The following is a 12835-nucleotide window of genomic DNA, read 5'->3' on the forward strand; positions in this document are numbered from 1 at the left end:
GTGCGCGGTCAGGATGTCCCGGGGCGTCAGATCGACGTCGAACGCCTCCTTGGCGCGGGAGGCGATCAGCAGACTGCGGACCGAGTCAGCCGCGGGCGCGGGCTCGGCGGCCGGGGCGGCGGCCTCGGGGCGCTGCCGGCCCGGGAGCGGCTTGCGCGGGCGGCGCTTGGTGGAGGAGGGCGCCGCGCCGTAGCCGACCAGATTGGCCTGGCGGCCCTCCTGCTGCTTGGCGGGCTCGAGCGCGACGGCGGGCGCCTGCGGCGTGGGCTCGGCGGCGGCCTCGGGGGCGGGCGCGGGCGCGGGCCCCGCGCCCGGCTGGGTGTCCACCGAGATGATCACCGTGCCCACGTCCACGGTCTCGCCCTCGCCGAAGCGCACCTCGTGCACCACCCCGTCGAACGGGATGGGCAGCTCGACGGCGGCCTTGGCGGTCTCGACCTCGCACACCACCTGACCGTCGGTCACCGTGTCACCCGGCTGCACGAACCACTTGAGGATCTCGGCCTCGGTCAGTCCCTCGCCCACGTCGGGCATCTTGAACTCACGGAAGCGCTGTTCGACTGCGGTCATCGTCACGATCTCCTCAAGCCCTTCAGTACGCCAACGCACGGTCTACGGCGTCGAGCACCCGGTCAAGCCCCGGAAGGTACTCATCCTCCAGCCGCGACGGCGGATACGGCGCATGAAAGCCGCCGACCCGCAACACCGGGGCCTCAAGGTGATAGAAGCACCTCTCGGTGATGCGCGCGGCGATCTCGGCACCGGTGCCCAGAAAGACCGGCGCCTCGTGCACGACGACCAGCCGGCCCGTCCGTTCGACGGACCGCTGGACGGTGTCGAAGTCGATCGGCGACATCGACCGCAGATCCACGACCTCGATCGACCTGCCCTCCTCCTCGGCCGCCGCGGCGGCGTCCAGGGCGACCTTCACCATCGGGCCGTAGGCGGCCAGCGTGAGGTCCGTCCCCGGCCGCGCCACCCGGGCGGCGTGCAGCGGGCCCGGGATCGCCGAGGTGTCGACCTCGGACTTGTCGTGGTAGCGGCGCTTGGGCTCGAAGTAGATGACGGGATCGTCGCTGCCGATGGCCTGCTGGAGCATCCAGTAGGCGTCGGAGGCGTTGGACGGCGAGATCACCTTGAGGCCCGCGACATGCGCGAAGAGCGCCTCGGGGGACTCGCTGTGGTGCTCCACCGCGCCGATGCCGCCGCCGTACGGAATGCGGATGACGACCGGCATCTTGACCTTGCCGAGCGAGCGCGCGTGCATCTTGGCGAGCTGGGTGACGATCTGGTCGTAGGCGGGGAAGACGAAACCGTCGAACTGGATCTCCACCACCGGGCGGTAGCCGCGCAGCGCGAGCCCGATCGCGGTGCCGACGATGCCGGACTCGGCGAGCGGGGTGTCGATGACCCGCTCCTCTCCGAAGTCCTTCTGCAGTCCGTCGGTGACGCGGAAGACACCTCCGAGCTTGCCGACGTCCTCGCCCATGATGAGGACCTTGGGGTCGTTCTCGAGCGCCGTGCGCAGCGACGCGTTGATCGCCTTGGAGAGCGACATCTTCTCGGCGGCCATGTCAGATGCCTTCCTCAACGGAGACGAACGAAGCCTGGTAGGCGGCGAACTGAGCCCGCTCCTCGTCGACGAGTGCGTGCCCGTCGGCGTAGGTGTGTTCGAACATCGCCATGTCGTCGGGGTCGGGCATGGCCCGCACCGCCTCCCGCACCCGCTTGGCGAGCGCGTCGCTCTCCTCCTCGAGGCCGGCGAAGTACGCGTCGTCGGCCAGCCCCTCGTTGGTCAGCAGGGTACGCAGCCGCAGGATCGGGTCCTTGGTCTCCCACAGCTCGCGCTCCTCGGACGAGCGGTAGCGCGTCGGGTCGTCGGAGGTGGTGTGGGCGCCCATGCGGTAGGTGAACGCCTCGATGAGCATCGGCCCCTGGCCGGTGCGCGCCCGCTCCAGCGCCACCTTGGTGACGGCGAGGCAGGCGAGCACGTCATTGCCGTCGACCCGCACGCCCGGGAAGCCGAACCCCTGGGCGCGCTGGTAGAGCGGCACGCGGGTCTGCCGCTCGGTGGGCTCGGAGATGGCCCACTGGTTGTTCTGGCAGAAGAAGACCACCGGGGCGTTGTAGACCGCGGCGAAGGTGAAGGATTCGGCGACATCGCCCTGGCTGGAGGCGCCGTCCCCGAAGTAGGCCAGCACCGCGGCGTCCGCGCCGTCCTTGGCCACACCCATCGCGTAGCCGGTCGCGTGCAGCGTCTGCGAGCCGATGACGATGGTGTAGAGGTGGAAATTGTTGCTGTTGGGATCCCAGCCGCCGTGGTTCACCCCGCGGAACATCCCCAGCAGATTGGTCGGGTCGACGCCCCGGCACCAGGCCACGCCGTGCTCGCGATAGGTGGGAAAGACGTAGTCGGCGTCGTTCAGCGCGCGGCCGGAGCCGATCTGCGCCGCCTCCTGGCCCAGCAGCGAGGCCCACAGGCCCAGCTCGCCCTGGCGCTGCAAGGTGGTCGCCTCGGCGTCGAACCGCCGCGTCAGCACCATGTCCCGGTACAGACCGCGCAGCTCGTCGGGGGCCAGGTCGATGGCGTACTCGGGATGCTCGACCCGCTCGCCCTCGGGGGTCAGCAGTTGCACGAGCTCGGGGCGATCAGCCGACTGCTTCTTGGCGTTCCCCGCGCTCGTGGTGCGCTTGGTTCCGCTGCTGCGGCGCGGCTTGCGCGCGGCACTGCTCTCCACGGTCACGTGTGCTCCTCCGTCTGTCCGGCCCCCGGGATCCGCCGACGGCCAGTTGCGGCTCGCCCGTTCGGCGACGGCGCACGGGGTGGGTGCGCCGAAGCCCGACCGGGCGTGACAGGTTTCCCGGCGGCTGGCCCTGCAAAAGGCACGTTACCCAGTGCATAGCATCTCTGCGAAACCCCACTTGACCTGCAATTTTGCTTGGATTTCCAAGTAAATCGCGCGGATGGGGAAACATCCACTGGTCACAGCCCCGCAAGCCGCCGGACAAGCGCACGTTATCCCGCGGGACAAAGGCACGGGAAGACGTCGTGTGTGAGACTGTATCCGTGCGTGAAGAAGGAAAAATCCGGATTTTCCTACTCGACGACCATGAAGTCGTACGACGTGGCGTGCGCGACCTGCTGGCGAGCGAGCCGGACATGGAAGTGGTCGGCGAGGCGGGCACCGCGGCCGACGCGCTGACCCGGATCACGGCCACCCGCCCCGATGTCGCCGTGCTCGACATCCGGCTGCCGGACCGCAGCGGCGTCGAGGTCTGCCGGGAGATCCGCTCGCACGACGAGAAGATCCGCTGCATGATGCTGACCTCCTACGCCGACGACGAGGCGCTCTTCGACGCCATCATCGCGGGCGCCTCCGGCTATGTCCTCAAGGACATCCGCGGCAGCGAACTGCTCGCCGCCGTGCGGGACGTGGCCGCCGGCCGGTCACTGCTCGACCCGGTGGCCACCGCCCGGGTGCTGGAGCGGCTGCGCGGCGGCGCGGCCGCCAAGCCCGACGCCCGGCTCGCCTCCCTCACCGAGCAGGAACACCGGATCCTGCTGCTGATCGGGGAGGGGCTGACCAACCGGGCGATCGGCGAGCGGCTGCATCTCGCCGAGAAGACGATCAAGAACTATGTCTCCAGTCTCCTGTCCAAGCTGGGCATGGAGCGCCGCTCGCAGGCCGCGGCCTATGTCGCCCGGCTGCAGGCCGAGAAGCACTGAACGGGCCCTGCCCGCGCACCGCATAGCACCGACCCACCCCCGGCGTCACACCACGCCCTGCCGGTGATCCTCGGTGATCTAACATCTGGCAAGTGCCGCGCTCACATGTCCACCTCGCCGAGGCCGCTCCCGACGGGGAAACCCTGAGCGCCCTGCTCCGCCGCTACGACAGCACCGGTGAAGCGGTGTCCTGCGAGCCGCTCGCCCAAGGACTGCTCAACCGCGGCTACCACCTCGCCACCACCCGCGGCCGGTTCTTCCTCAAACACCACCTCGACGGCGACCGCACCGCCATCGCCCGCCAGCACCGGGTGACGCAGCGGCTGGGCGCGCTCGGCGTGCCGGTCGCCCCGCCCATCCCCGACGCCCACGGCCACACCGTCGCGATCGTCGGCGGCCGCTGCTACGCCCTCCACCCCTGGATCGACGGGCGGCACCGCGACGGCGGGGAGCTGACCGCCCCCCAGTGCTGGCGGCTCGGCGGGCTGCTCGGGGTCGTCCACACCTGTCTGGAGCAGGTCATGCGGGCCCGTACGAGCGACCGGCAGCCGCCCGAGGCGGCGGCCGACCCCGAGGACACCTTCGCCGTCATCGACGAACTGCTCGCGCTCGTCCGGGGCCACCGGCCGCGCGACACCTTCGACGAACTCGCCGAGCACCGCCTCGTCGAGCGGCGCGCGCTGCTGGAGCGGCACGCCCACCGCCGCCCGGAGGCCGACGCCGTGCCGGCCACCGGCTGGGTCCATGGCGACTTCCACCCGCTGAATCTGCTCTACCGCGATACGGAACCGGCCGCCATCGTCGACTGGGACCGGCTCGGGGTGCAGCCGCGCGCCGAGGAGGCGGTACGGGCCGCCGCGATCTTCTTCGTACGTCCCGGGGGCACTCTGGAGCTCGCCAAGGTGCGCTCCTACGCGCGGGCGTACCGCTGCACGGCGGGCGCCGGGGCCGCCGAGATGGCCGCGGCCGTGCACCGGGTGTGGTGGGAGCGGCTCAATGACTTCTGGATGCTGCGCTGGCGCTACCAGCGCGGGGACCGGCGCGCCGATCACCAGTTCCCGGCGGCCGCCGCGCTGGTGGTGTGGTGGACGCGCGAGTACGAAGCGGTCCGCGACGCCTTCTGCGGCTGACGGGCGCGAGCCCGGTCAGCCGCAGCCGGTGGTGCGGGTCAGCCGCCGCTGAGGCCGCCGTTGGTGGCGCCGCCGCCCGGGTCGGTGGGCTCGGTGGCAGGTGGCGGAGTGGTCCCCCCGCCGCCCGGCGTCGTCTGCTGGTCCGTCGGCTCATCCGTGGGCTGGTCCGTCGGCTGGTCGGTGGGCTGGTCCGTCTGCTGGTCCGTCGGCTGATCCGTGGGGACGTCGCTGTTGTACGAGGGTGTCGGCTCGGTGCTCGGGGTGTACGTACCGTTGTCGCCCGTGTTCCCGGAGGTGCCCTCGTCGGACGGGGTCGGCTCCGACGTCTCCTTGCTCGGCTTGTCGCTCGGCTCGGAGGTCTTGTGCTGCCGCGAGGTCGACGTCGGCGACTTGCCCGGATTCTTGTTGTCGTTCTTCTGGCCGGCGTGCAGCGCGAACGCGACTCCGGCCACGACGGCGACCACGGCAAGCGCCGCGATCAGCCACAGCTTGCCGCGGCCGCGCCGGCGGCCGCCGGCGCCGTCCCCGTAACCGCCGTCATAGCCGCCGTCGTCGCCCCCGCGGCCGGGGATGAGCGGCTGCTGGGAGGTGTCGCCGTGGCCCGGGTGCTGCATCGCGCTCGTACCGGACATACCGGCCATGCCCATGGCGGGGGTGGATCCGCCCAGGTGCTGGGTGACCGGGCCGGTGTTCCAGACGCCGGTGTGGCCGCCCGCCTCCTGCAGCATCTGCAGGGCGTACTGCACCAGCCCGCGCATCTCCTCGGCGCTCTGGAACCGGTCGTCCGGGTCCTTGGCGAGCGAGCGCATGACCAAGCCGTCCAGCTCCGGCGGCACCGTGCCGCCGGAGATCTCGGACGGGGGCACCGGGGTGTCCTGAACGTGCTGGTAGACGACCGAGAGCGGGGTCTCACCGGTGAACGGCGGGCGCAGCGCCAGCAGCTCGTACAGCAGACACCCGGTGGCGTACAGATCGGAGCGGTGGTCCACGGCCTTGCCGAGGGCCTGCTCGGGCGACAGGTACTGCGGGGTGCCCATGACCATGCCGGTCTGGGTCATGGTGGAGGCCGCGCCGTGCAGGGCGCGGGCGATGCCGAAGTCCATCACCTTGACGGCGCCGCTGTGGGTGATGATCACGTTCGCGGGCTTGATGTCACGGTGCACGATGCCGTGCTGATGGCTGTAGGCGAGCGCCTCCAGCACCCCCGACACGATGATCAGCGCCTGCTCGGGCGGCGGGGCCTCGGCGTTGAGCAGCAGATCGCGGATCGTGCGGCCCTCAACCAGCTCCATGACGATGTACGGCACGGTGTTCGGGCCGACGACGTCCTCGCCGGAGTCGTAGACCGCGACGACCGCGTGGTGGTTGAGCCCGGCGACGGACTGTGCCTCGCGGGTGAAGCGGGCCTTGGACACCGGGTCCTCGGCCAGGTCGGCGCGGAGCAGCTTCACCGCGACCGTCCGGCCGAGCCGGACGTCCTCGGCGGCGAACACCTCCGCCATGCCGCCACGGCCGAGGCGGCCGGTAAGGCGATATCGGCCATCGCCGACAAGCCCGCCGTTACCCCACGCTTCGGGTGAATCCGACATTCCGGACCCGTTGGCGTCAGGTTCGGAGGGCCCCTGGGCGCTCTGGGTCTGTGCCATCGGTCCTCGCCGTCTCGTTCTAGGTGGGGGTCTGGTGATCGCCCCGGCCGCGGGCGGTACGGTTTCTGCTAGGCACGCTACAGCCTTCGCGCCGCGCATCGTTGGTGATGGACCGGCCATCAAACCTGTTGACGGTGGAGTGATGCAAATCGCGTGACGGGTTCTTGCGCATCCGGTCACGGAACGGGCACGTGGCTTGACGTGTCCGTGACCTGGGGCAGACTTGGCCACGATATCCAGAACTTCAAGATCAATGCGTCGGAACGTGCGCGTCAGAGTAGTGAGTGCGCCGGGGGGGAAGTACGAGATGAGCCAGCACGGCGCACCGGGCCGGTACCAGGGGCAGTCCCTGGCCGGCGGCCGCTACCAACTGCGCGATCTGCTCGGTGAAGGCGGCATGGCCTCCGTGCACCTGGCCTACGACTCCGTACTGGACCGCCAGGTCGCCATCAAGACGCTGCACACGGAGCTGGGGCGCGAGCAGTCCTTCCGTGAGCGCTTCCGCCGCGAGGCCCAGTCTGTCGCGAAACTCACTCACACCAACATCGTCTCGGTCTTCGACACCGGCGAGGACACCGTCGACGACTCGCTCATGCCGTACATCGTCATGGAGTACGTCGAGGGGCAGCCGCTGCGGTCTGTTCTGGACGCCGATGTCCGGCAATACGGCGCCATGCCGACCGAAAAGGCGCTGAAGATCACCGGCGATGTGCTGGCGGCGCTGGAAATCAGCCATGAGATGGGGCTGGTTCACCGCGACATCAAGCCCGGTAACGTGATGATGACCAAGCGCAATGTGGTCAAAGTCATGGACTTCGGCATCGCCCGCGCCATGCAGTCCGGGGTCACCTCCATGACCCAGACCGGCATGGTCGTCGGCACCCCGCAGTACCTCTCCCCCGAACAGGCGCTCGGCCGCGGCGTCGACGCGCGCAGCGACCTCTACTCCGTCGGCATCATGCTCTTCGAGCTGCTGACCGGCCGGCTGCCCTTCGACGCCGACTCGCCGCTCGCCATCGCGTACGCGCACGTCCAGGAGGAGCCGGTCGCGCCCTCCTCGATCAACCAGTCCATCCCCCCGGCGGTGGACGCGCTGGTCGCCCGCGCGCTGAAGAAGAACCCGAACGAGCGCTTCCCCACCGCCGAGGCCATGCGCGACGAATGCGCGCGGGTCACCCGGACCGGCCAGACCGGCGCCTCCCCGATCATCATCAGCGGCGGCCCCCCGGCCCGCAGCGGCTCCGGCGTCGGCTCGGCGGTCTTCCCGCCCGTCGACCAGCAGACGCCCGCCCCGGGCCCCGGCAGCGTCCAGACGCCGTACCAGCCGCAGCAGCCCGCCCCGGGCCAGTACGGCGCCTTCGGCCCGTCCACCCCGCCGCCGGCCGGCCAGCCGATGGGGCAGCAGGGCTACCACACCCCGACCCCTTCGTACTCGGGCGGCCCGAGCACCCCGCCGCCGTACAACATCGCGCCCAGCCCGGCTACGGGGCCCGCGGGCGGCGGCGGTGGCAACAGCAACAAGCGCGTGATCATAGGCTCCTCGGTCGTCGCGGCGATCGCGGTCCTCGCCGTGGTCCTGGTCGTAGCCCTCAGCGGCGGTGGCGGCGGTTCGAAGGACGACGAGAGCAAGGGGGAGACCGGCAAGAAGGCCTCGGCGTCGGCGTCGGCCTCCGAGACCCAGTCGGGCTTCCGCATGGGCGACAAGACCAAGACGATCGAGACCGAGAAGTGCACCGACGCGTACGAGGGCGACGAGAAGGGCACGTACTCCGTGCCCGACTTCCAGAACCTCTACATCGACTCGGTCAAGAAGTGCCTCAAGGCGGCGGGCTGGAAGTACCGGGTCGTGCCCGAGGACGAGAATCTGTGGGGCAAGGGCACCGTCCTCAACTACACGTACCGCAACTACGAGCCGTACAACCCGGACACGGACACCATCGAGCTGACGGTCTCCACCGGCAACCCGCAGTAGGCGCGCGCCTCACAGCACGGTGAAGCCGGTCCGCCGGCCGAGACGGCGGGCCAGGGTGCTGTCGGCTCCCCGCTCCCACCCCTCCCGTCCAGCGCCCGGCCCCTCGGCGGGCGCGGGGCGCCCACGGCGGCGAAGGCGGGCAGCCGGAGGCGGGCGGGCGCCGGCTCGTCATCGACGACGTTGACCGCTCCGCTCGGCCAGGCCGAGCGCGGCGACGGCGGCGCGCGCCGCGTCCTCGACATGGACGAACGAGCTGACCGCGTCCCCCGGCACCACCCCGCCCACGAGCCCCGCCCCCGGATCGTCCGTGGCCCGGCCAATGAGAGGCCCGGAGCATGGGCCATTTCGCGGTGGGGAAACAGCGCGGCGGGCCGCCTTTCGCGACATGTGTCCCAAAGGCGGCCCGCCGAAGAGAGACAGGCAGGCGCGTCGCTAGAGATACGGGCCCGAGCGGGCACCGCCCTGCTGCGGCCCGGCCTCACCCTCCTCGCCGCCGACACCCGGCGGCAGCGCCCGGCGCATCTGCTCCAGCTGTGCGCGCGCCGCCATCTGCTGGGCGAACAGGGTCGTCTGAATGCCGTGGAACAGACCCTCCAGCCAGCCGACCAACTGGGCCTGGGCGATGCGCAGTTCCGCCTCGGTCGGCACCGCCTCGTCCGTGAAGGGCAGCGACAGCCGCTCCAGCTCCCCGATCAGCTCGGGGGCGAGGCCGTCCTCCAGCTCCTTCACCGAGCTGGAGTGGATCTCCTTGAGCCGGACCCGGCTGGCCTCGTCGAGAGGTGCCACCCGGACTTCCTCCAGAAGCTGCTTGATCATGCTGCCGATCCGCATGACCTTCGCCGGCTGTTCGACCATGTCCGTCACGGGAACCTCGCGCGACTCGTCGTCACCACTGCCCTCGCCAGGCATGGCACCGCCGAGTGCCATGCCGTCGGGACCGACGACCAGGACGTGCGGGCTCTCCTGCGCTCGTTCGTTCATCGGCTGGTTCATACTCCCCATTGTTCCGCACGGGCACCTCGTACGGCGGGCGAGGGGTCATGCCGAGCGGCGCCGGTCTCAGCGGCGGCGCAGCCGCAGCCCCAAGAACGCCAGGCCGAGCCCGAGTCCGGTGAGGGCGAGACCGGTGCCCAGCGGCAGCACCCGCATCGCCTGGCCGCTGGGCTCGGCCCCGGTACGCGAGGAATCGTACGGCTGTTCGGACCGGGGCAGCCGCTGCGCCTGATTCCGGTCCGGCTTCTCGGGGACGAGGAGGGAGGACGGCGTCCAGTCGGGCATCAACGGCAACCGTCCCACCCCCTCGTCCTCGTCGTACGCCCCGGCCGAGGGGTCGTCGTCGGACGGCGAGGCGCTGGGCGTCTCGGCACGGCCGGGGTGCGCACGGCCCTCGCCGGCGCGGGTGCCCGCCAGACCGCCGTCGTCGGCGCGCGCGGCAGGCGCGGCCGTCAGCGCGGCGCCCGCCAGCAGGGCCGTCGCGGGCAGTGTGCGGAGCGCAGGGTTCACGGTCGTCACCCTCCCGTGCCGAACCATCATCTGACGCGCCCAGCCTCACACGCCGGTACATCCCGGGCATTCCGGGCGCGGCCGTTCGGACCGGCGCCCCGGCCGCCGCACCCCCGCGCTCACACCGTCAGCAGGATCTTCCCCACATGCTCGCTGGATTCGAGCAGCCGGTGCGCCTCGGTGGCCTCCCGCATCGGGATCGTCCGGTAGACGATCGGACGGACCCGCCCGCTCGCGATCAGCGGCCAGACATGCTCCCGTACCGCCGCGACGATCGCCGCCTTCTGCGCGAGCGAACGGTTCCGCAGCCCGGTGGCCATCACGGCGCAGTTCTTGGCCAGCATCGTGGCGAGGTTCAGCTCGGCCTTCGCCCCGCCCTGCAGACCGATGATCGCCAGCCGTCCGTTGACGGCCAACGTCTCCACGTTCCGGGCGAGATACTTCGCGCCGATGATGTCCAGGATGACGTCCGCCCCTGCCCCGTCCGTGGCCCGCCGGACCTCCTCGACGAAGTCCTGCTCGCGGTAGTCGATCAGGATGTCGGCCCCCAGCTCACGGCACGCCTCCAGCTTCTGGGGGCCGCCCGCGGTCACCGCCACCCGCGCCCCGACCGCCTTCGCGAGCTGAATGGCCATGGTGCCGATGCCGCTCGATCCCCCGTGCGCCAACAGCGTCTCGCCCGGCCGCAGATGGGACATCATGAAGACGTTCGACCACACGGTCGCCGTCACCTCGGGCAGCGCGGCGGCCGTGACCAGGTCCACACCCTCCGGGACGGGCAGCAACTGCCCCGCCGGCACCGCCACCTTCTCGGCGTACCCGCCGCCCGAGAGCAGCGCGCACACCTCGTCGCCCACCGCCCAGCCGGTCACGCCGGGCCCCAGCTCCGCGATCCGGCCCGAGCACTCCAGACCGGGATAGGGCGGGGCGCCGGGCGGCGGCGGATAGACGCCCTGACGCTGCAGCACATCGGCACGGTTGACGCCACTGGCCACGACCTCGACCAGGACTTCCCCCTCGCCGGGCACGGGATCGGGGACCTCGGCCCAGACAAGGGCTTCGGGGCCGCCGGGTTCGGGAATGGTGATCGCATGCATGGCCGCGAGGCTACTCCTGGACCATCGGTGCGCGAACGATCGTGATCAGCCGGTCGGCCGCCCGCGGCGGACTCGCGTCCGGGTCGTCGTACGCCAGCAGGCGGTGCCCGCGCAACACGGACACCACCAGGTCGTCCGTCTCCCGCACCGACTTGCCCACCTCCGACTTCACGACCGTGCGCTCCACCAGATCGAGCCCCGACCCCTGCTGGATCAGATCCCCGATCACCGCGCCCGCCGTCGGGCTCTGCAATGCGGCAGACGGACGCGGTGGCTGGTGTCCTCGGAGGTACGGGCCGCCGCGTCCTGACTGGGCAGCTTCACGCGGGGCCCTCCAGGGTGGCCATGCCGTCACCGGTCTCCCGCACCGCCCGGCATGTCGCCTCCCCGGCTCACCCCGCCGCCCCCGCCGCCCGACCAGGGCAGATCCAGCACCTCGACCTCGGCACCCCGCACCGCCCCGCCGGGCGGAATCACCGCGAGACCGTCGGCCACCGCGATACCACGCAGCATCGCCGGGCCGTTGAAACGCAGCGGAAGGGCCTCGTCCTGCCGGAAGACCACGGGGACGAGACGGGTGTCACGCGGATGTCCATGCACCGGCTCCGCCAGCGGAGCCGGCCACGACACGGGCGCGGGGCGCGCCGTCAACGTCCTGATCAGCGGCTCCGCCAAGGTCAGCAGACCCGACACAGCCGCGAGCGGATTGCCCGGCAGACCGACCAGATGCCTCCCCGGCCCGAGGCGCGCGAGCAGCATCGGATGGCCCGGGCGGACCTCCACCCCGTCCACCAGCAGCTCCGCGCCGAGACGGCGCAGCGTGGGATGGACATGGTCCACCGGCCCGGACGCCGTGCCTCCCGTCGTCACCACCACATCGGCCGACGACTCGGCCACGGCCGCGTACACCGCGTCGGCCTCGTCCCCCAGCCGCCGGATGCCCAGCACCTCGGCGCCGAGCGCCCGCAGCCACGGGCCCAGCATCGGACCCAGCGCGTCCCGGATCCGGCCGTCGTGGGGCAGCCCCTCGTGCAGCAGCTCATCGCCGAGGACGAGCACGTCCACCCGCGGCCTGCGCACCGTCGCCAGCTCGTCGTACCCGGCGGCCGCGGCCAGCCCCAGCACGGCGGGGGTGACCAGGGTGCCGAGCGGAAGCAGCTGATCGCCGCTGCGGCACTCCTGGCCTCGAGTCCGGATGTCCTGGCCGAGCACGACGGGGTGCGCGGCGTCCGCGTACAGCCAGCCGTCGCCCGTGTCCGTCCCGTACTCGCTGCGCAGCACGGCCGTGACGCCCGGTGGGACACGGGCGCCGGTGGCGATACGGATCGCGCGCCCGTCGGGCAGCGGGGGCGCCTCGTCGTGGCCGGCCAGAATGCCGTGCTCGCTGTCTTCCGTGTCTTCCGTAGGGGTAGGCAGCCGCCAGGGCCCGGGGCCGGCGAGGGCCCAGCCGTCCATGGCGGAGGTGTCGAACGGCGGCAGATCAGTGAGCGCGGCGAGAGGCGCGGCGAGCACATGCCCGAGCGCGTCGGGGAGCGGCCGTAGTACGGGCGCCGCGTGAGCGGCCTCCTTGACGGCGGCGCGGGCGGCGATGGCGCGGGCGTCGGGCCAGGGGGTGGGTGCGGTGGGGGTGCGGGTGGGTGCGCCGGGGGTGCGGGTGGGTGCGCCGGGGGTGCGGGTGGGTGCGCCGGGGGTGCGTTTGGGGTGTGGGTGCGGGGCCTCCGGGGCGGGGGGCCTGGACCGTATATTTACGGCGCCGGTGC

The 12835-nt window shown here is 71.7% G+C and carries 11 protein-coding genes and 1 pseudogene; 3 read left to right on the forward strand and 9 right to left on the reverse strand.

The genetic code is table 11. The features are described from left to right. The 3 genes from ABZS71_RS34710 to pdhA all read right to left on the reverse strand — a co-directional run. A partial coding sequence (locus ABZS71_RS34710; RefSeq protein WP_356216639.1) for a biotin/lipoyl-containing protein occupies positions 1 to 570 on the reverse strand: 570 nt, incomplete at its 3' end. Between the two features lie 22 nt (positions 571 to 592). After that, positions 593 to 1573 carry an alpha-ketoacid dehydrogenase subunit beta gene (locus ABZS71_RS34715; protein WP_355850488.1) on the reverse strand — a complete coding sequence of 327 codons (981 nt, stop codon included), beginning with the start codon at positions 1571 to 1573 and terminating at the stop codon, positions 593 to 595. A gap of 1 nt (position 1574) precedes the next feature. Continuing rightward, positions 1575 to 2744 (reverse strand): pyruvate dehydrogenase (acetyl-transferring) E1 component subunit alpha, encoded by a 1170-nt coding sequence (pdhA, locus tag ABZS71_RS34720; RefSeq protein WP_356216641.1) that lies wholly within the window; start codon positions 2742 to 2744, stop codon positions 1575 to 1577. Between the two features lie 323 nt (positions 2745 to 3067). Here pdhA and ABZS71_RS34725 point away from each other — a divergent pair, with 323 nt between their 5' ends. Then, complete coding sequence (locus ABZS71_RS34725; protein WP_355850494.1) at positions 3068 to 3727, forward strand: response regulator transcription factor; 660 nt, start codon at positions 3068 to 3070, stop codon at positions 3725 to 3727. 92 nt (positions 3728 to 3819) lie between these two features. Continuing rightward, the gene (locus tag ABZS71_RS34730) at positions 3820 to 4857 is read left to right on the forward strand and encodes a phosphotransferase (RefSeq protein ID WP_356216644.1); all 1038 of its coding nucleotides are present in this window, start codon (positions 3820 to 3822) and stop codon (positions 4855 to 4857) included. A 38-nt stretch (positions 4858 to 4895) separates the two neighbouring features. On the opposite strand, the gene ABZS71_RS34735 is transcribed toward ABZS71_RS34730, so the two are convergent. After that, a complete protein-coding gene (locus tag ABZS71_RS34735) occupies positions 4896 to 6503 on the reverse strand; it encodes a protein kinase (protein WP_356216647.1) in 1608 nt (535 codons plus the stop codon). Positions 6504 to 6810: 307 nt separating this feature from the next. Here ABZS71_RS34735 and ABZS71_RS34740 point away from each other — a divergent pair, with 307 nt between their 5' ends. Continuing rightward, positions 6811 to 8475, forward strand: coding sequence for a protein kinase (locus ABZS71_RS34740; protein ID WP_356216650.1), 1665 nt, complete (start codon positions 6811 to 6813; stop codon positions 8473 to 8475). Positions 8476 to 8907: 432 nt separating this feature from the next. Here the strand turns inward: ABZS71_RS34740 and ABZS71_RS34745 are convergent, their stop codons facing one another. The 5 genes and pseudogenes from ABZS71_RS34745 to ABZS71_RS34765 all read right to left on the reverse strand — a co-directional run bounded on the left by ABZS71_RS34745 (position 8908) and on the right by ABZS71_RS34765 (position 12818). Next, positions 8908 to 9468: a bacterial proteasome activator family protein gene (locus ABZS71_RS34745; RefSeq protein WP_355850506.1), complete on the reverse strand. Its 561-nt coding sequence runs from the start codon at positions 9466 to 9468 to the stop codon at positions 8908 to 8910. A 66-nt stretch (positions 9469 to 9534) separates the two neighbouring features. Further along, on the reverse strand, positions 9535 to 9978 hold the full coding sequence (locus ABZS71_RS34750) for a hypothetical protein (RefSeq protein ID WP_355850509.1): 444 nt from the start codon (positions 9976 to 9978) through the stop codon (positions 9535 to 9537). Between the two features lie 119 nt (positions 9979 to 10097). Continuing rightward, positions 10098 to 11075 carry an NAD(P)H-quinone oxidoreductase gene (locus ABZS71_RS34755; protein ID WP_355850512.1) on the reverse strand — a complete coding sequence of 326 codons (978 nt, stop codon included), beginning with the start codon at positions 11073 to 11075 and terminating at the stop codon, positions 10098 to 10100. Between the two features lie 10 nt (positions 11076 to 11085). Further along, positions 11086 to 11331 (reverse strand): annotated as a pseudogene (locus tag ABZS71_RS34760) (Ion channel protein); the annotation flags it as partial. Positions 11332 to 11426: 95 nt separating this feature from the next. Continuing rightward, the gene (locus ABZS71_RS34765) at positions 11427 to 12818 is read right to left on the reverse strand and encodes a molybdopterin molybdotransferase MoeA (protein ID WP_356216653.1); all 1392 of its coding nucleotides are present in this window, start codon (positions 12816 to 12818) and stop codon (positions 11427 to 11429) included. Positions 12819 to 12835: the final 17 nt, after the last annotated feature.

This window comes from Streptomyces sp. NPDC005393, assembly GCF_040606675.1.
Classification (GTDB): Bacteria; Actinomycetota; Actinomycetes; order Streptomycetales; family Streptomycetaceae; genus Streptomyces.

Coding starts and splice junctions, on each gene's coding strand:
- ABZS71_RS34755 (WP_355850512.1), bottom strand. CDS start 11,075: ATGCATGCGATCACCATTCCCGAACCCGGCGGCCCCGAAGCCCTTGTC.
- ABZS71_RS34745 (WP_355850506.1), bottom strand. CDS start 9,468: ATGAACCAGCCGATGAACGAACGAGCGCAGGAGAGCCCGCACGTCCTG.
- ABZS71_RS34735 (WP_356216647.1), bottom strand. CDS start 6,503: ATGGCACAGACCCAGAGCGCCCAGGGGCCCTCCGAACCTGACGCCAAC.
- ABZS71_RS34740 (WP_356216650.1), top strand. CDS start 6,811: ATGAGCCAGCACGGCGCACCGGGCCGGTACCAGGGGCAGTCCCTGGCC.
- ABZS71_RS34715 (WP_355850488.1), bottom strand. CDS start 1,573: ATGGCCGCCGAGAAGATGTCGCTCTCCAAGGCGATCAACGCGTCGCTG.